Source organism: Pseudoalteromonas sp. M58 (genome assembly GCF_042604605.1).
Lineage (GTDB): Bacteria > Pseudomonadota > Gammaproteobacteria > Enterobacterales > Alteromonadaceae > Pseudoalteromonas > Pseudoalteromonas tetraodonis.
Window position 1 is genome coordinate 2,422,962 of sequence record NZ_CP152390.1, and the last position, 18,141, is coordinate 2,441,102.

Annotated in this window: 16 protein-coding genes; 2 read left to right on the top strand and 14 right to left on the bottom strand. The window is 40.5% G+C overall.

What is annotated here, in order from left to right:
- Nucleotides 1-19 precede the first annotated feature (19 nt).
- Nucleotides 20-1,456 (bottom strand): sigma-54 dependent transcriptional regulator, encoded by a 1,437-nt coding sequence (locus AAGD16_RS11245; protein WP_377111778.1) that lies wholly within the window; start codon nucleotides 1,454-1,456, stop codon nucleotides 20-22.
- A gap of 367 nt (nucleotides 1,457-1,823) precedes the next feature.
- Here AAGD16_RS11245 and fliS point away from each other — a divergent pair, with 367 nt between their 5' ends.
- Both fliS and AAGD16_RS11255 read left to right on the top strand, forming a co-directional pair.
- Entirely contained in the window at nucleotides 1,824-2,219 is a 396-nt protein-coding gene (gene fliS / locus AAGD16_RS11250; RefSeq protein ID WP_008112168.1) for a flagellar export chaperone FliS, read from the top strand.
- 74 nt (nucleotides 2,220-2,293) lie between these two features.
- Nucleotides 2,294-2,542: a hypothetical protein gene (locus tag AAGD16_RS11255; RefSeq protein ID WP_377111782.1), complete on the top strand. Its 249-nt coding sequence runs from the start codon at nucleotides 2,294-2,296 to the stop codon at nucleotides 2,540-2,542.
- Nucleotides 2,543-2,731: 189 nt separating this feature from the next.
- Here the strand turns inward: AAGD16_RS11255 and fliD are convergent, their stop codons facing one another.
- The 13 genes from fliD to AAGD16_RS11320 form a co-directional block, all read right to left on the bottom strand.
- Nucleotides 2,732-4,156, bottom strand: a complete 1,425-nt coding sequence (gene fliD / locus AAGD16_RS11260) for a flagellar filament capping protein FliD (protein ID WP_377111785.1) — start codon at nucleotides 4,154-4,156, stop codon at nucleotides 2,732-2,734.
- Nucleotides 4,157-4,183: 27 nt separating this feature from the next.
- A complete protein-coding gene (locus tag AAGD16_RS11265; RefSeq protein WP_290172471.1) occupies nucleotides 4,184-4,570 on the bottom strand; it encodes a flagellar protein FlaG in 387 nt (128 codons plus the stop codon).
- A 99-nt stretch (nucleotides 4,571-4,669) separates the two neighbouring features.
- Nucleotides 4,670-6,127 (bottom strand): flagellin, encoded by a 1,458-nt coding sequence (locus AAGD16_RS11270; RefSeq protein ID WP_290172470.1) that lies wholly within the window; start codon nucleotides 6,125-6,127, stop codon nucleotides 4,670-4,672.
- Nucleotides 6,128-6,343: 216 nt separating this feature from the next.
- Nucleotides 6,344-7,795 carry a flagellin gene (locus AAGD16_RS11275; RefSeq protein WP_028833978.1) on the bottom strand — a complete coding sequence of 484 codons (1,452 nt, stop codon included), beginning with the start codon at nucleotides 7,793-7,795 and terminating at the stop codon, nucleotides 6,344-6,346.
- Nucleotides 7,796-8,070: 275 nt separating this feature from the next.
- Nucleotides 8,071-9,330 (bottom strand): flagellar hook-associated protein FlgL, encoded by a 1,260-nt coding sequence (gene flgL / locus AAGD16_RS11280; RefSeq protein WP_290191477.1) that lies wholly within the window; start codon nucleotides 9,328-9,330, stop codon nucleotides 8,071-8,073.
- A gap of 2 nt (nucleotides 9,331-9,332) precedes the next feature.
- Nucleotides 9,333-11,339, bottom strand: coding sequence for a flagellar hook-associated protein FlgK (gene flgK, locus AAGD16_RS11285; protein WP_377111791.1), 2,007 nt, complete (start codon nucleotides 11,337-11,339; stop codon nucleotides 9,333-9,335).
- A 1-nt stretch (nucleotide 11,340) separates the two neighbouring features.
- Complete coding sequence (gene flgJ / locus AAGD16_RS11290) at nucleotides 11,341-12,336, bottom strand: flagellar assembly peptidoglycan hydrolase FlgJ (protein ID WP_008113076.1); 996 nt, start codon at nucleotides 12,334-12,336, stop codon at nucleotides 11,341-11,343.
- 254 nt (nucleotides 12,337-12,590) lie between these two features.
- Nucleotides 12,591-13,685, bottom strand: a complete 1,095-nt coding sequence (locus AAGD16_RS11295; RefSeq protein WP_377111795.1) for a flagellar basal body P-ring protein FlgI — start codon at nucleotides 13,683-13,685, stop codon at nucleotides 12,591-12,593.
- A gap of 12 nt (nucleotides 13,686-13,697) precedes the next feature.
- Nucleotides 13,698-14,381: a flagellar basal body L-ring protein FlgH gene (gene flgH / locus AAGD16_RS11300; protein WP_013465588.1), complete on the bottom strand. Its 684-nt coding sequence runs from the start codon at nucleotides 14,379-14,381 to the stop codon at nucleotides 13,698-13,700.
- A 14-nt stretch (nucleotides 14,382-14,395) separates the two neighbouring features.
- Nucleotides 14,396-15,184 (bottom strand): flagellar basal-body rod protein FlgG, encoded by a 789-nt coding sequence (flgG, locus tag AAGD16_RS11305; RefSeq protein WP_013465589.1) that lies wholly within the window; start codon nucleotides 15,182-15,184, stop codon nucleotides 14,396-14,398.
- Between the two features lie 21 nt (nucleotides 15,185-15,205).
- A complete protein-coding gene (locus AAGD16_RS11310) occupies nucleotides 15,206-15,949 on the bottom strand; it encodes a flagellar basal body rod protein FlgF (RefSeq protein ID WP_377111800.1) in 744 nt (247 codons plus the stop codon).
- 133 nt (nucleotides 15,950-16,082) lie between these two features.
- A complete protein-coding gene (flgE, locus tag AAGD16_RS11315; protein WP_024602010.1) occupies nucleotides 16,083-17,405 on the bottom strand; it encodes a flagellar hook protein FlgE in 1,323 nt (440 codons plus the stop codon).
- A 58-nt stretch (nucleotides 17,406-17,463) separates the two neighbouring features.
- Complete coding sequence (locus tag AAGD16_RS11320) at nucleotides 17,464-18,141, bottom strand: flagellar hook assembly protein FlgD (protein ID WP_013465592.1); 678 nt, start codon at nucleotides 18,139-18,141, stop codon at nucleotides 17,464-17,466.

Here is an 18,141-nt window from a genome sequence, read left to right on the forward strand (position 1 = left end):
TAACACCTGCACTTTGCTCTTAATCCCTAGACAAGTTATATTTTTTCATTTTTTCGACCAGTGTGGTTCGCCTTACACCTAGCACTTCAGCAGCACGGGCAACAACGTAATCAAAGCGCTCTAATGCCTGGGTGATTAAGTTAATTTCAAGCTCAGCTAAGTACTCTTTGAGCTCAATACCTTCATCGGGCAATAAACCAGGTGCAGCCTGAACAAAATCATCTTCTAGATCTATTTCATCTTCGCTAAATCCGCCACTAAAAATATCATTAAAGGCATCACGCTCCATCAGCTCTTCTGGGTACTGTGGCTCATAGGCTTCAACTTCAATGTAGCGGTATTTATTGGGTAAATCAGGAACATCCACCACCTTATCTGGAAACATAATAACCATTCGTTCAACAAGGTTCGCCAGCTCACGAATATTACCCGGCCAAGAATGTTCTTTTAAACTATCAATAGCACGCTCTGTAAACTTAGCCGTAGTACCGCTTTGTTCATTTACACGGCGCATAAGCTCTTTAAGTAGCAAAGGGATGTCTTCCGCACGTTGAGCAAGAGATGGGCTCTCAATAGGAAAAACATTTAAGCGGTAATATAAATCCTCTCGGAATGAACCTTTTTCAATCATGTTTTCAAGGTCACGGTGGGTTGCAGCAATAACACGTACATCGGCTTGAATCGCTTTGGTACCGCCAACGCGCTCATAGCTACGCTCTTGTAGTACTCGCAATAGCTTAACCTGCATTTGCAGTGGCATATCCCCTATTTCATCTAAAAATAGCGTGCCACCTTGCGCTAACTCAAAACGGCCTTTTCGTGCTGAAATAGCCCCAGTAAACGCGCCTTTTTCATGACCAAATAGTTCACTTTCTAATAGCTCAGCAGGAATAGCCCCACAGTTTACCGGAACAAAAGGGCCTTTATTACGTTTAGAAAGCAAATGCACGTTACGGGCGACCACTTCTTTACCTGTGCCCGACTCACCCAAAATAAGTACATTGGCATCGGTTTTTGCAACCTGCGTGATTAAAAAGCGTAAATCTTTTACCGCTTTGGTTTCACCAACAAGACCATCAAAGGTGCTTTTCTCTTTATTATTTTTATGTTCATGCGGCAACATGCGCTGATATTGCTGACAGTCGTGTAACAGCTGTGTGGTTATTTCATGAGTAAATGGCTCACATATCAACCCCACAACATTAGCCAAACTCAACAAAGGTTTAAGCGTTTCACCAATGAGTAAAAAAGGAAATGTTGGGTATCGTTTAATTAAACTTTCGTGATCTAAAGACTGCAAAGCACCTAATACCACAATACATTCTTTGTTTTGATAGTGGCTGCATGCCTGTTCAAAGTCAGCTTCTGTTTGCAACTGTACCGCCTCACCAATAAAAGTAAGCGATGCGTATAATCCAATAGAGCGATTGTTATTATTATCTAAAATTAAGATCATCTTTAGCGAGCCATTTATTTCACTAATTTATTTTATTAATCAAATTGTAAGCCAGTTGGGTTTGGATGCAAGCAATAGCGGCGATTTTTTGACATTAACGCCAAAAAACAGACACTGGCCGCACAAAGTCAATACTTTATAACTATTAATTGCCTGGGTAGTTTTAGTGACATACATACTTAGGATGAATTAAACGACATATAATGCGATTTTCAATGATACGATTTCACACAGAAAAAACTCATAAAAACTGCTATTATTATTTAAAGGTGCGACTGTTTTTGCCGATAAAGTAATAGTCAAACTTATGTTGGAACTAAACTTGCTTAGAGTTCTGAACATGTAATTAAAATTTGAGGAATTACCTATGGCTCATGCATCAATCAATAAATACCGTCAAATAACAGTTAGCAGTGTTAAAGAAATGACGCCTTACGACCAAGTTAAACTGGTATTTGTTAATATTGTTGGCAAGCTCTCTGCTGCAAAAGGATTTATTGAACGTAAAGAGTTAGAAAAAAAAGGCAACGCAATCTCTGATTGTATTGTGCTACTTGGTGCGTTGCAGCAAGTGTTAAATTTTGAAGACAATAATGAAGTATCAACTAACTTAGACTCTTTGTACGATTACTGTCAGCGTTGCTTATTAACTGCAAACCTTGAAAACAACATTGATAAAATTGATGAAGTAATTACCTTAATTAAAGAGATTAAGTCAGGCTGGGAAGCAATTCCATTCGAACAAAGAGAACCACAACTGTAATGACTTTGAAGCAGGTTACGAGCTCACAAATTACTGATAGTAAGACCAGAGACTACTGCAATGAGCTGGTTAGTTTGATTACTGACTCTCAGGATTGGGATATTGAGCAAGCACTGAATATTCATAGCCGGTTAGACAGTTACATGAATGAATCTTTAAAGCATGACGACGGTTTTTATTCTGAATCTGAGCTTGAGTTTTTAATCGCATTTGTGGCACAGCTTTCAACACTATTTGATAGCGAAAAACAAAAGCTAGCGATAGAAATTATAAAGAAACAAAAAAGCAAAGGCGCGGTGAATAAGTATAAATCTAATATTTAAAAATATTATTTACTTTAGCTCCCCCCTATTTTATTCCCCTTTACAGAGTGATTAAGCAGATTTTTCACTCTGTATTTTTATTTCCTCAAACCTCACTATAAAACAACACAGTTAGTTACTAACAATCGAACAAACATAAAAAAACCTGACTCATAAGCCAGGCTTTATTTGCTAAACAAGGTTAATTGTTTAGCTAGACTTTTTAACCACACCAGGTAGGTTAGCTAATTGCTGTTGCAAGTAACTCCCTGTCGAGTTTAGGTTAGCAACGAGCAAATCCATTGCGTTGTACTGGCTATATAATCGCTCTTCATATTTAGCCATACGGGTATTAAACTTTTCTACGTCAGTTTCTAGTTTAGAAATTTGTGATTCGCGACCTTCTATACGAGAGCTAATAATACCATCAGAGGCCGTATAACCTTTAATAACAGTATCTAACTGGCCAACAAAACCATCACCGTCATTTTCGCCAACAAAAAACGTTTGGATAGCTTGTGGATCACTTTCTACCGCAGCTTTAAGTGCATCAGAATCAATACTTAACTTACCTGAGCGCTCAGTTCTAATACCAAAGTTAGCTAAAAAGTCGGTATTACCATTACCCGTGCTAAATTCAGATGTTAACATCGAGCGTACTTGGTTTACTGAACCTCTAAGTAATGAATCACCCGCAAGTGCACCAACGCCCTCTTCAGCGCTAGATCGACCTAACTGATTTGATAAATCAATAAACGCATTAAACTTTTCTACAAACGATTTTAATCCAGCCGCAATATTGTTATTGTTTTCTGTTATCGTTGCTTTACTTAAATCATCATCTGCGTTGTGCGTTTTTTTGGCATTAATGGTGACACCCTCAATGACATCTTTAAACTCATTTGTACTGCTTGTCGCAACAAGCGTCCCATCAATCGTAATTGAGGCATCGGTCGCTGCCGTTACTTCATTTAAATTTTCAGCATAGGTTGCAGATGCAGCATCGCTGTCATAAGCTAGTCGTGATAAGCCAGACAAATCAGTATTATTAGCATCACCAACATCATCAACCACAATCTTTATTGCGTTTTCTGCGCCAGTTTCCTTACTTGATAATACCAATCGCTGCCCCGTATCATCAGTAATAATAGTGGCATTAACTGAGTCGTTATCGGTAGAATTATTAATAGCATCACGAATATCTGCAAGGGTTGCTGTATCTGACACATCAATATTAAAATTATTACTACCTGAACTAATAGTTAGCTTACCCTCACCCACAGCCTCATCACCTGCTATGGCACTTGAGGTTAACTTGTGGTTTTCAGCTAAGCTGTTTACTTTTATAGAATAGTTGTTAGTTTGCGCGTTTTTTTCAGAGCTTAAAGAGACAAATTCATCGCTACCACTGATAGTACGCTTTTGAAAATTTTCGATGTCCCCCAATGATTCTAGAGAACCATTAAGCTCTTCTAAAGACGCTTTTAAGGTCCCTACCGCAGAAATGTCCGTAGTAAAATTTGCTTGCTGTTGTGTTACCCGTGCTTGATAAGGGGCTTTTTCAGCATTGACTAAAGCGGTTACAATTTCATTAACTTGAAGTCCTGAACCTATACCTGTAAATGAAATAGCCATAATACTTACCCTCTTAAATTGCTCAAACTAAACTTTAAAATCAACTAACACGCCAGTGGCTTCTGCTAATTTAGCAACAATACCTAATACTTCTTCAGAGGGATATTGCTTAACTAAATCACCGCTTTCTTTATCAATTACCTTAATAACATTACGGCCAGAATCTTCATCTACTTTAAACTGTAGGCTACGATTCATTTCGCCCATAAAGTCCTGCAATTGCTGTACCACCTTCTCTAGTTTTTCAGGTGACAACTCAGTTTCAGAAACTTCACTATTACTTGCCGTGGTGGTGATGGGTGTATTCTTTTGCTCATCGGCGTTTTGCTTAACTTGTGATGGGGCTTGGTAACTTGAGCTAACCTCACCTTTTTGCGTTGAGCTGATATTTAGATTTAAACTTTGCGTTTCCATAATTCGCTCCTACTATAAAGCGATATAAAGCTTTATACCTATACAAGAAAGGAAGGGTTGCCCCTTCCTTAGTAGTTAAGTATAGAGCTTATTATTAAATTAACCTAATAAGCTAAGTGCTGCCTGTGGTAACTGGTTAGACTGAGCTAAGATTGTTGTACCAGCCTGTTGCATAATCTGGTTCTTAGTTAGTTTAGCCGTTTCTGCAGCGTAATCTGTATCTTCGATACGGCTTTTAGAAGCTGATACGTTTTCTGATACGTTTGCAAGGTTAGCAATAGTGAAACCAAAACGGTTTTGTACCGCACCTAAGTCAGCACGTTGTGCATCAATTTGCGCAAGCGCCGCATCGATAGTATTGATAGCTGCTTGCGCACCATCACTAGTTGTACCAGAGATATCAACACTTTCAATAGATGTTAATGTACCTTTACCACCAGTAGCTGCAATAGCATTAGTAGCTGTGCCACCTAATATATCGTCAACATCTGAACCTGAAATGCCTATTTGATTTGGTGATGACAATGTTAATGTTGAAGTGATGCTAATATCATTATTCGTTGCACCACCAGCAACTGCTGCACCACCTGTAACATTGCTTTTAAGTGTTGCAGTCCCTGCAGTACCTGTCATTTGTATACCGTCAACATCCTGCGCTTTCAGTCTTAATGTACCATCTTCAACAACAGCATCATAACCATCAGCTTGCATCTCTGAAGCTAAACGATCTATGTCTCCGCCAAACTCAGCTAGTTTGTAATCATCAACAACATTACCACCTTTCTGTAACGATATAACACTATCATCTGCAGATGTTAAGCCAGCAAGAGACACATCTAACTTAGCTGTAGCAGTTACACCTGTAGCCTCATTATTTATCGCATCGGCAATATCAGCAGCACCTTTGCCAGTTACTCCTGCATTGGGAATAGCAACACCGTTAATGTTTAAGTCTGCAGTCGCAACCGCTCCAACTGCTGTAGATAAAACTGCAGTTTGTGTTGTAGGTGACCCGAGACCAGTAGCAATACCTTTTACTTCATATGCGCCAATTGCATCAGCAGACACATCACGTAGACTTACATTGATTGTTTCGTTTGCGTTTGAACCTACTTGGAACTGTTTAGTGCCGAACGAACCATCTAGTAAGCTTGTACCACCAAATTTGGTCGTTTCAGCGATACGAGTAAGCTCTTGCTGTAATGCGCCCACTTCTTTTTGTAGTGCTGCACGAGCGTTAGCATCGTTTGAACCATTAGCTGATTGTAAAGATAGGTCACGCATACGTTGTAAGATGTTTGATGACTCTTGCATTGCACCTTCAGCGGTTTGCGACATTGAGATACCATCGTTAGCGTTACGCTGAGCAACACCTAAACCATTAATTTGTGAAGAAAGACGGTTAGCTATTTGTAGACCTGCCGCATCATCTTTCGCGCTGTTGATTTTCATACCAGATGAAAGACGTTGCATTGATGTACCTAATGCATCGCTAGATTTTGATAAGTTTCTTTGTGCATTTAGTGATGCAACGTTAGTATTTACTGATAAAGCCATGTTATAACTCCTGATTACTTTCGTAATGTAACTAATTGATTTTAACCAAGAGCCATCACAATAAAAATCTGTTCAAGCTCCGTTCTAATTAAGTTAACGGCCGTTATAAAATTACCTTTAGCTTTTTTTTAAAAAAAACAGTAAAAACTTTTAATTGATTGAAATACAGACAAAAAAGCCAAGCATATTTGCTTGGCTTTTTATAGTTAGCGGATATTAGCCACCTAAAAGACTTAATGCTGCCTGTGGCAACTGGTTTGCCTGAGACAAAATAGTGGTACCTGCTTGTTGCATTATTTGGTTTTTAGTTAGTGTTGCGGTTTCAAGCGCGTAATCAGTATCTTGAATACGACTGCGAGAAGCTGACACATTCTCAGATACGTTAGCAAGGTTGGCAATGGTAAAACCAAAACGGTTTTGTACCGCACCTAAGTCTGCACGCTGGGCGTCAATTTGCGCAAGCGCCGCATCTATAGTGTTAATCGCAGATTGCGCACCCGCACTAGTCGTACCTGATATATCAACACTTTCAACAGATGTTAATTCACCAGAACCACCGGTAGCTGAAATATTTGTACCGCCTAGAATATCATCTACATCAGTACCCGATATGCCAATTTTTTCTGACGAAGATAAGGTCAGTGATGATGAAACACTGATATCATTATTGGTAGCGCCACCAGCCACTGGCGTACCACCTGTTGCATTGTTAGCAATAGTAGCTGTACCGGCAGTACCTGTCATTTGAATACCATCAACGCCTTCAGCTTTTAGTGTTAACGAACCATCGTCTACGATTGCATCATAGCCATCGGCTTGCAGCTTTTCAGCAAGACGATCAAGATCACCACCAAATTCTGATAGTTTATACGTATCAACCGCAGCGCCAGCTTTGCGAAGAGTTAAGTCACTGTTATCCGCTGATGTTAGCCCAGCAATAGTAACATCTAATTTTGCAGTGGCAGTAACCCCTGTTGCTTCTTTATTAATGGTATCCGCTATTTCAGCAGCGCCTTTACCCGTAACACCTGCATCAGGGATTGCAACACCATTAATATTTAGTCCTGCCGTAGCAACTGCACCTGTTGCCGTAGCAAGCGGTGCTGTTTGTGTTGCAACAGCACCCAGTAACGTACTGTTTCCTTTTACTTCATATGCACCAATAGCGTTTGCAGCAACATTACGTAAGCTTACATTAATGGTTTCATTCGCATTTGCACCTACTTGGAATTGTTTTGTACCAAATGTACCGTCAAGTAAGCTGGTTCCACCAAATTTGGTGGTGTCTGCAATTCGAGTAAGCTCTTGTTGCAGGGCTGCTACTTCTTTTTGCAGTGATGCACGGTCAACCGCACTGTTTGAACCATTCGCTGATTGCAGTGATAAGTCACGCATACGTTGTAAGATGTTTGCAGACTCTTGCATCGCACCTTCAGCCGTTTGCGCCATGGAAATACCATCATTGGCATTACGCTGAGCAACCGTTAGGCCATTAACCTGAGACGTTAGTCGGTTGGCAATTTGTAAACCTGCAGCATCGTCTTTTGCGCTATTAATACGCAAACCAGATGATAGTCTCTGCATTGAGGTTTCAAGTGCCATGCTAGATTTAGATAGATTGCGTTGCCCATTAAGTGATGCAACATTTGTATTTACGCTTAAAGCCATTTTACCATCTCCTAGTTTCAATCAGAATGTGGTTCAAAATATTTAAGCAAAAACCACACTTTCTATAACTAGCTAAATGCATTAGTTGTGCCAACTAGTAAAAAAAGATTAACCTTATGTTTTAAAACAACTAAATAACACTTGTTGCGGCTTTAAATTAGAAGTTAGCGATTTTTTGACAGAAGATAAAAAGGGGGTGACAGTTTTTTGCCGCTTCGTTAAGGCAAGTTATTACCTACTTTTCTCGTAAAGTAATAACCTGCCTTGGATGGTATTTATAAATAATCGAATAATGAAAGTTTAGCCAAGCGACCAAAAGTCGCTTGTGAAGCCTGTAAACCAGACTCATGTTTAGTAAGATCGCTGATGGCTTCAGCGGCATCAATCTCAATCAGGCTGGATCTATTTTCTTGATTATTAATATCCAGTGCACTGTTTGAATCGGTCACACGCTCAACCACATTCATCCGTCCACCTAAACCAGCTTGTGTAAATACAATCTGTTCACTAGCATTTTTAAGCTGAATTAAACCATCCGATAATGCTTGGTTAATTTGCGCTTCATCAAGTTGTTCGTCATTTAGGCTAATGATCAAATCTTCTAGTGTATTCAATACATTTTCTTTGCTTGGTTTCTCAAGGGTAAAATCAAGCTGCCCCGGTGCTACACCTTCAAGTTGAATTTCCATACCGGCAAATTCAATCGGCTCATCAGTTACTTCACCAGTCACAGGTGGTACAAGAGGATTACCATCACGTAATATCTCATACTGATCAGGCGATGAAGGGGTCGCACCAGGGATCACATTAACGTTATAGGTATTGATCGTTGGAGAAATAAGCGGATCTGGGTCTGAGTTATAATTATCTTTATGAAAACGATCAAACTCACCTTGATTTTGAACATAAACAGTTCCAGCGGTAATACCGCCTGATGGCGCTCCATCATTCGATACCACATCAAGACGTGCATCAACTCGTTCAAATACATTAAAGCCATTATCGCTTGATTTGATCTCAACGCCTTTTGCAATGGTTACTTCGTGCTGGCCTTGATCGCCTTGGTATTCGTATTTGCCATTAGTGCTATTAAATGTATAAGTTTGAATATCGTCTTGATAGCCAGAGAAAAGGTATTTCCCCCCTTCAGATTGACTATTCATTAAGTTAAGCAGCGATTTTTGTAACTCTTTTAGTTCACTGGCAACCGAAGCCAAATCACCTTTATCTAACGAACCATTGCCCGCTCGTATAGTTAACATTTGCGCTTCTAAAATAGTGTCGTTCATACCTTGTAATAAACTTTCTTCGGTTTCTAAACGCCCTTTTAGCTGGTTAATATTCTTCGTCAGCTGCTCATTAGTTTCTATTTTATTGGTGTACAACATACCCTGCGAAATAGCAGCAGGGTTTTCTGAGGTACTCAAATATTTTTGACCTGTCGTAACGCGCTCCTGCGCACCAGCTACATTTTGTTGATTCTCAAGTATTTTATTAATGTTATTTTGATACATTAAATTATTTGATAAACGCATAATTACCTCGCCGCACTCAGTAAAGTGTCAAAAATAGAACGTGCTGCAGACAGTACTTGAGCCGATGCAGCATAAGATTGCTGAAAACGCAGCAAATTAGCTGCCTCTTCATCTAAATTTACGCCGGATAACGATTCATACCAGGCTTCTGATTGCTGTGCTAAAGCATCAAATGCCGCCCCGTTGGTTTTTGCTTGACTGGTTACTACACCAACATCGGTTACTAATCCAGCATAGGCCTGGTTCAAGGTTTTATGATTATCGGCTGAGGCACTTGCTACCACATTTTGACGTACTAAGTCGCTATTTTGTAAGTCAGCGAGTTTTTGACCATTACGGTTATCATCAAAACCGCCTTCATTAAATTCTAAATTAAAGGTATCACCTGTAGCCGGTACCCCTTCAATATTAAAGTCAAAACCATAGCCATCATAAGGAGGCCCCGCTTGCGCCAAAATATTGTTAGCAGGCGGTGTAACCGTAAACGTGGTTGTACCATTACCATCAGTAAGTTGATATTCGTTAGCATTAGCAGTTTTAACAATGTTAATAGGACCATTTGCTAAGCCTAAAGGGTTTGTAAAACTGCCGGTAGTTACATCGCTCACATCACCCGGTGAAATAGTCCCAGTGCCTGTATTATCAAGCCCGTCTGCTGTTCTAATTGGAGAGGCCAATGCAATGTCTTCTCCCCGACCTGTTGTCAGCGATATATTGCCTGCCGCGACACTATTAAGTTTTACCTGAAATTGGTCACCGGCATTACCGGCTCCGGTTACGTTTAGCTCTAAACCAAACGACTCCCCGCTGGTGATTGCCGCAGAGTCAATAATGCCACTCGGTGGAATAACAGCTAACGATGCACTGCCTAAAGGCTCGCCTTTATTATCTATTGGCTGAATACTTACTTCGTTAGGGTTCCCCGTATAGGTGATCACAAAATCACTCGCTGGTAGTTCACTGCCTTTACCAGCTTCAACGGTTGCTGACATATTAGCTGTTCCGGTATTTGCTTGATAAACAAAAGCACTGACCGTTGGGATATCAAAAATATCGCCTCCAAGCTCACCGTTTGCATCCATTCCTAAACGGTTTTGCTGATTAAACGAATCAGCAAGCGCAATGCCCATCTGACCTATTTGATTTTGTGCAGGCACCAAAATATCGTCTCTAAATGCCAATAAGCCACCAATTTTACCTTTGAGTTTAGTGGGATCTATTTCTAGTGGAACGGCTTGGCCACCATTTACATCTAAGCGTAACTCTTTAAAATTGGCATCGGGATCGCCACTAATCGAAAATAAGTTAAATGAACCATTTTGCATAACAACCGCTTCACCTGTGCCCATAAATACTTGTTTTTCACCATTAGGGCCATCGAGTGTTTCTATATCAATTAGTTTTGATAAATCACGTATTGCTTTATCACGCTCATTGTAAGCTGAGCTAGCATCTGCTTCGTTTTTAGTGCCATGAACACCCGCAATTTCTTGATTTAACGAACTAATACTTTCGATTAACGTATTCGCCTCTTCAGAAAATATTTCTAATTGCTCATTAACCACTGCTTTTTGCTCTGAAACAATACCTGCAAGCCGGTCCATTTGATCAATCAGATTTTGCGCATCACTCATCACTAATGAACGAGCAACCGTAGATGAAGGTTGGTTAAGTGCTTCTTGTACGTTGTTAAACATCGAGTTGATACTAGTTGATAAGCTGTTTGATTTTTCTGAAAAAATTTGATCAACCCGACTCGCCTCGCTAACAAATTGATCAAAAAAGCTTTTATTTGAGGTATCTCGGTTTAATTGCTTTTGTGCAAACTCATTTAATAACCGGTACGTTTGACCGCGGCCCACCTGATTATCAATCATAGTAGTAAATTCAGTGCGCTCTCGTACATACCCTTCAGTATTAACGTTTGCGATGTTTTTACTTGTCGTTTGCAATAACTCAGAGTTTGCTCTTATTCCTGAATTAGCAATGTTTAATAAATTAAACGACATGTTACTCTACTCCTTGGCGGATAACGCTTGTGGCGATATTCTTTAACTCGTTACTGTTAAGCACTCTTTTTATTTTGTCTGCATAGTTAGGGTCGGTTGCATAACCGGCTTGCTGTAAAGAGTCTAAAAATTTGTGCGGTTTTGCTGTATTGTTTAATGCATCTTGATAGCGAGGGTTCTGCGTTAAAAAATCCACAAAATCATTCACGCTATCTTTTATTGAGTCATACGCTCTAAAGCTTGCTTGCTTTTTAACTGCAGCGCCTTGCTCAAACTCTAAAGTGACCTTACTGGCTTTTTCGCCCTGCCAACTTTTATCTGACTTTATATTGAATAAATTATTTGAGCTATTGCCATCACCTTTACTGATAATATGTTTACCCCAACCAGTCTCTAATGCTGCTTGCGCAACCATAACCGCCGGATTTAAACCAATTTTCTTAGCCGCTGTTTTTGCATGCTCCCACACTGTACTTACAAATTCCTCAGCATTTTCAAATGTGCCAGACGCTATGTTTTGTTCGCTTTTTTCAGTTGAATCAACGAGCGGCACTTTTTCAGTGACCTTTTGGTTTTCTTGATGAGGTAAGGTGCTACCCGCACGTTGGTCACTAAAGAAATCTGACGTTGTACGAAGAACAGAGCCTGGCATAAAGTTTTTTCCATCTGGCGATAGTTGCTGCACAATTAAATCTGCAAGACCTAAAGAGCCATTTGATGAAAGCTCTGTAGCCATCTGTTGGTCGTGCATTTCTTCAAAAAACTTCACGCCACTTGCATTAAATGGGCTTTCTTTGTCTTCAAAAGCCTCATTGGCTTTACGCATACTTTTAAGTAGCATTTGGGTGAAGATAGCTTCAAATTGTGCCGCCGCTTTTTTTAACGCCGCTTTAGATGCATCGGTTGATGCATCACCGCTGTTTAAAGCATCTCGACGCAAAGAGTCTAAGTTGCCTAAATCAAAAAAGTTTTGTTTATCTAGATGATTTGTTTCCATCAGCTTTTTGACACAATAATTAATAATACTTAATGCCATGCAATAATTGAGCCAAGCGAAGTGAAAGGTTCTAGGTTCTAGGTTCTAGGTTCTAGGTTCTAGGCAGAGATTAAACTAAGTGAGAGACGCGAGGTAAACTCGCTACTACTTATTGTGTAGGGTTAAATTCAGTGTTTATTGCTGTGGTAGCAGCGGCTTTATGCCGCGTCTTTTTTAGGTTAAATGTTAAAGACCCTAAATAGGGTCTTATAAAACTAAATTACAACAAGCTGACCATTAATGGCGCCGGCTTCTTTAAGTGCTTCAAGAATAGCCATCAAATCACCTGGAGCAGCGCCAACTTCATTAATTGCGCGAACTAAATCATCAAGACTCACACCTGGGTCAAATACAAAAGCACGTGAATCATCCTGATTAACGTCAATAATACTTTGCTGGGTAACCACTGTTTCACCCTCTGCTAGAGGATTTGGCTGCGCCACATTTTGTTGCTCAGCAATGGTCACAGTAAGGCCACCATGGGTGATAGCAGCAGGTTGTAATTTAACATTTTTGCCAATAACTATAGTGCCGGTACGCGAGTTAACAATTATTTTAGCCGAAGTATCCGCAGGCTTAAACTCTAAGTTTTCAAGAGTTGATAAATACGATACGCGCTGTGAAGCATCTCGTGGAGCAACTACCCGAATAGAGGCGGCATCGAGTGCTTGTGCGCTATTTGGGCCGATTAAATCATTAATGGTTTTCTCTAAACGTTTTGCGGTTGTAAAGTCCGGACGATTTAAATTAAAGGTTATATAATCGTTTTGCATAAATGGGCTTTTAACGGCACGTTCAACAGTGGCACCGTTTGGCACGCGCCCTACGGTTGGCGTATTAATAACGACTCGGCTGCCATCTAGGCCTTCAGCACCTAAGCCACCAACAATTAAGCTGCCTTGTGCAATAGCGTATACATTGCCATCAACCCCTTTTAAAAATGTTTGTAATAACGTACCGCCACGCAAACTTCCCGCACTACCAATTGATGAAACGGTAATATCGATGGTTTGCCCTGGTTTTCTAAATGGGGGAAGTTCTGCATGAACCGCGACTGCGGCAACATTTTTAATTTTTGGCTTTAGGCTTGTTGGTAACGTAATACCAAAACTATTAAGCATACCTTTGAAGCTTTGCTCGGTAAAACGGCTTTGCTCACCGGTACCAGGTAAACCAACAACCAACCCATAGCCCACTAATTGGTTTGAGCGCACCCCTTCAACCATAGACACATCTTTAATTCGCTCAGCACTGGCAGTTAATTGCCAGCCTAGTAGCACCATAAAACAAAAAACTTTAAAACCATTCATGTTGAATGTCCTCTAAAAGGGAAACAATGAGCTACTAAAGAAACGCGTTAACCAACCCGGGCTTTGTGCCTCTTGAGTTTGACCCTTACCTGAATACTGAATACGCGCATTCGCAATACGATTAGACTCAACGGTATTATCAGCATTAACATCTTGTGGACGCACTAACCCCTCTAAGCGAATAAATTCTTCACCGGTATTTAGCGTTAGCCATTTTTCACCGCGAATCACTAAATTACCATTTGGTAATACTCGCATCACGTTAACCGAAATATCGCCAACTAGGCTGTTTGATTGATTTGATTTTGAGTCACCTTTAAACGACGCATCACTACCAACCCCAAATTGAATACTATCGCCACCAATATTAACCGGTAAACCACCTAAACCAATAACAGGATCGAGGCTAGCATCTGTTTGTTTATCTGTTTCTGTTTTAGCCGCTTTTGTGGCTTGGGTTGACTCTTGCAATTTAACCGTAATGATATCGCCTGTTCTAAGTGCTTTCTTATCGGCATATAAGTCATTCGATAACTGAGTACTGAATAAAGAGCCAGTTGCTACCACTGGCTCCATATTAGGCTCAGGATACATAGGTGCATAGTAGGGATCGTCCTGCACTACTTCATTATTTTGTGTAGATACACAACCGCTTAACAGTAAAGTCCCTACTGCAAATAACATGATATTACGCATACAATCCCCCAAGACTATAATTGTTGATTGATGTAGCTCATCATTTCATCAACCGCTGAAATTACCTTTGAGTTCATTTCGTAAACTCGCTGAGTTTCAATCAAATTAACCAACTCTTCGGTCACATTTACATTTGATGTTTCAAGTGAACCTTGAATAATTGTACCTAAGCCCTCAACCCCCGGGTTACCTTGAACAGGTGCACCACTTACTGCAGTTTCGGTATAAAGGTTTTGCCCTATAGGCTCAAGGCCCGACGGATTGATAAAATCACTAATAGTAATTTGACCAATAACCACGTTTTCGGCTTGACCTTTAATGCGAACTGACACTTCACCATCTTGAGATACGGTGATTGACTGTGCATCATCAGGCACATTCATTTCAGGCTGAACAACGTAACCGGCACCCGAAGTTACAACTCGCCCCTCACCGTCGGTGGTAAACTGGCCGTTACGCGAATAGGCAATATTGCCATCAGGCTGTAAAACCTCAAAAAATCCAGGACCAGAAATCATCCAATCTAATGAATTTTCAGTGGTGAGCATGTTACCTTGGGAAAAGTTTTTCTGATTAGCGACCACTTTCGTACCCGCGCCCAGCATTAAGCCCGACGGCATTTCGGTGTCTTGCGATGAGCGACCGCCTGGTTGATTAATATTTTGATAGAGTAAGTCTTCAAAAATAGCGCGGCTTTTTTTGTAACCCACTGTACTGGCATTCGCTAAGTTATTTGATATAACCGATATATCTGTTTGTTGAGCGTCAAGCCCTGTTTTACTTATCCATAATGCTGGATTCATAATAATATCCTCACGTTATAGTTAAACGATGCGCATCAGCTGTTCTTGACGTTCGTCAATCTCTTCAGCTGTTTTCATCAGTTTTACTTGTAATTCAAATTGGCGTTGATGACTGATCATATCGACCATTTCATGCACAGGATTTACATTCGATTTTTCTAATGTGCCACCTAATACTTGTACATTGGCTGATGTTTCGACTATTTGGCCTGATTTAGCTCTAAATAAGCCATCGTTCCCCTTCTCGAGTGTAGCGTTGTTTGCATCAACTACTTTTAGCCGATCAACTTCTTCTAAAAAGTTAGCCGGTGCACCTTGAGGGCGAACTTGAATAGTGCCATCTTTGCTAAATTCAATTTTTTCAATCGGTACAGGTAATATGACTGGCCCACCTTCGCCAATAACTTGACGACCGTCGCTGGTAGTCAACATTCCTTCAGCCGTTATATTTAACGAACCCACTTTTGTATAGGCTTCATTACCGGAGGCATCCTGAACACTCAGCCATGCATTATCACTCATAGCAATATCAAGGCTGCGACCTGTTTCGACAACACCGCCCGATGTCATGTTAGATCCTGGGCGCTCCTGCATAGCAAAAACACGAGTCGGCAAACCTTCACCGAAAGCCTGCATTGACCGTGCTTGCGCAAAATCAGATTTAAACCCAGTGGTATTCGCATTTGCCAAATTATTGGCTTTAAGAGCAAGCCCTTGCATGCTTTGTTTAGCGCCAGATGCCGCTATGTAGACCATTTTATCCATAACATCGACTCATTAAGAAATCTATGTATGAGTAAATGCAATATAAGTGCCAAATTAAATTTAAGTGTGAATAAGATTTTAGGAGAGGAATAAAAAAGGCTGCACTAAGCAGCCTTAGTAAATCAAAATATGATTATCTGATCTGAAGGATGTTCTGTTGAATAGTTGAGTTAACCTCAAGCGCACGAGAGTTTGCTTGGAAGTTACGCTGCGCACTAATCAAATCAACCAGCTCATTGGTTAAGTTTACGTTAGACTGCTCAAGAGCTGACGAATTAATGTTGCCTAGTGTGCCTGAACCTGGCTCACCCGCAATTGGTTCCCCCGAGGTCAAACTTTTTTTCCATGAAGTGTCACCTACTTGCTGCAAACCTTGTGAGTTTGAAAAGCGCACCATGGCAACTTGACCTAAGTAAGTTGAATCACCATTACTGTAAGATGCAACAACTTTTCCATCTGTACCAATATCAATACCCGCTAAGCGACCTACTGTCGCACCATCTTGCTCTAGTGCTTTCACCTCAAAGCGACTCGCATATTGAGTAGGCGTTCTATTTGCAGTACCGGCCTCATCGCGCCAATTAATCGCAATATCATCAAATTGGGCGCCATTAGATAAAATACCCGATAAATTAGCTCCGGTTAAATTAACATCAGTAAAGGTTGGACCAACATTTGGAGCACCATTAGTCGTTGCAGGCAAACCGCTAGCATCAAACCCAAAGGTACTTAGCGGGCTTGGTGTTGCTGTCGCGGCACCAGTTGCATCAAAGGGAGTTTTATCAAGCGTACCATGTACTTGCCATTCATTAGGCGCTGTTTTTACAAAAAAGAATTGTAGAACATGTGGCTCACCAAGTGAGTCATACATTGTGGTCGATGTCGAAGAGTTATAAGTAGTACTGTCTGTTGCATCAAAAGGGACAGCTATTACATCTTCTCGAGAATCGACGTTAAATGATGTATAAACGTTTGAAGTAGAGCGCGGAGAGCCCGAAGAATCTGGTATTTGTAAAGCAGATGAAGTACTAAGACTTACAGAGGTCGTATCACCACTAACTTCATCAACTGGGAAGCTTTGTAAAAAATTACCTTTAGCATCTACAACAAAGTTATCTTTATTAAGCTTAAATGCACCCGCACGCGTGTAGGTAAAGTCTTGTGCGCCTAAGTCTTGACTGGTAGCAAAATACCCCTCACCTGTGATCGCTAAATCCAGTGAATTATTAGTAAACTGCAGCGAGCCCTGATGAAACTGCTGGGCAACCATAGTGGTTTGTACACCATCACCATTTTTCGTTTTACCGGCGCTAAATACTGATGATGCGTATACATCAGCAAATTCAGCGCGAGACTCTTTAAAGCCCGTGGTATTTACGTTGGCAATATTATTGGCGGTAACATCTAAATCTTTTTGTGCGGCAGCAAGGCCTGTTAATGCAATATTGAAGCTCATAATTAACCTCTAACCTAAAAAATATTTAGCCTATTGGCTAAAAAATACATAAAATCTATTACGCGATTTCTGCGACATCAGTCAGCCTAACCGCACCTTCTTTGGTATTAATAATAATGCCGCTTGAGCCATTAATATTAACACTCTCAATATTTTTGAATGAGGCAATTGGTAAGCTAGAGAATTCGCCATCCGTACTGCCTTCAGCTTTAACATTGTATTCACCAGGAGGAAGTCGTTCACCCGCTTCGTTTTTACCATCCCATGCAAAGCGAACCGCACCTGCAGGCTGCGTGCCTAAATCAATAGTTTTAACTAATTGCCCTGATGCATCTTCAATACGAAGCGTTAAATTGTCTACCGGCTTTTCAGCAACAATCGCTCCCTTTACCTCACCCGACTCATTAAGCTCAAGTGTGTCAGACTCCAGCAGCGCTTGCTTACCAACCAGTGTTGATGCTTGCAATGCTGAATTTGATGTCATCGACGCAGCTAAAGACTCAAAGTTAGAGTTTAAATTTGAGATCCCTTCAGCCATAGTAAAGTTTGTCATTTGTGCAATCATCTGATCGTTATCAGCTGGTTTGCTGGGATCTTGATATGACAACTGCTGTGTTAACAACGAAAAGAAATCTTCTTGGGTTAACGCGTCACTCTCTTCTTTTTTTGGCACTTGCTTATCTTGCCAACGTAAAGAGTCCATGTAGGATGAAGAAGTACTAATATCGTTACTCAT

Excerpts from the sequence above, each read along its gene's own strand:
- flgH (WP_013465588.1), bottom strand. The coding sequence starts at position 14,381 with ATGCGTAATATCATGTTATTTGCAGTAGGGACTTTACTGTTAAGCGGT.
- AAGD16_RS11320 (WP_013465592.1), bottom strand. The coding sequence starts at position 18,141 with ATGAGTAACGATATTAGTACTTCTTCATCCTACATGGACTCTTTACGT.
- AAGD16_RS11270 (WP_290172470.1), bottom strand. The coding sequence starts at position 6,127 with ATGGCTTTATCAGTAAATACTAACGTTGCATCACTAAATGCACAAAGA.
- flgE (WP_024602010.1), bottom strand. The coding sequence starts at position 17,405 with ATGAGCTTCAATATTGCATTAACAGGCCTTGCTGCCGCACAAAAAGAT.
- flgJ (WP_008113076.1), bottom strand. The coding sequence starts at position 12,336 with ATGGAAACAAATCATCTAGATAAACAAAACTTTTTTGATTTAGGCAAC.
- fliD (WP_377111785.1), bottom strand. The coding sequence starts at position 4,156 with ATGGCTATTTCATTTACAGGTATAGGTTCAGGACTTCAAGTTAATGAA.
- AAGD16_RS11310 (WP_377111800.1), bottom strand. The coding sequence starts at position 15,949 with ATGGATAAAATGGTCTACATAGCGGCATCTGGCGCTAAACAAAGCATG.
- AAGD16_RS11275 (WP_028833978.1), bottom strand. The coding sequence starts at position 7,795 with ATGGCTTTAAGCGTAAATACAAATGTTGCATCACTTAATGGGCAACGC.
- AAGD16_RS11295 (WP_377111795.1), bottom strand. The coding sequence starts at position 13,685 with ATGAATGGTTTTAAAGTTTTTTGTTTTATGGTGCTACTAGGCTGGCAA.
- AAGD16_RS11265 (WP_290172471.1), bottom strand. The coding sequence starts at position 4,570 with ATGGAAACGCAAAGTTTAAATCTAAATATCAGCTCAACGCAAAAAGGT.
- fliS (WP_008112168.1), top strand. The coding sequence starts at position 1,824 with ATGGCTCATGCATCAATCAATAAATACCGTCAAATAACAGTTAGCAGT.
- flgL (WP_290191477.1), bottom strand. The coding sequence starts at position 9,330 with ATGCGTTTATCAAATAATTTAATGTATCAAAATAACATTAATAAAATA.
- AAGD16_RS11245 (WP_377111778.1), bottom strand. The coding sequence starts at position 1,456 with ATGATCTTAATTTTAGATAATAATAACAATCGCTCTATTGGATTATAC.
- flgG (WP_013465589.1), bottom strand. The coding sequence starts at position 15,184 with ATGAATCCAGCATTATGGATAAGTAAAACAGGGCTTGACGCTCAACAA.
- flgK (WP_377111791.1), bottom strand. The coding sequence starts at position 11,339 with ATGTCGTTTAATTTATTAAACATTGCTAATTCAGGAATAAGAGCAAAC.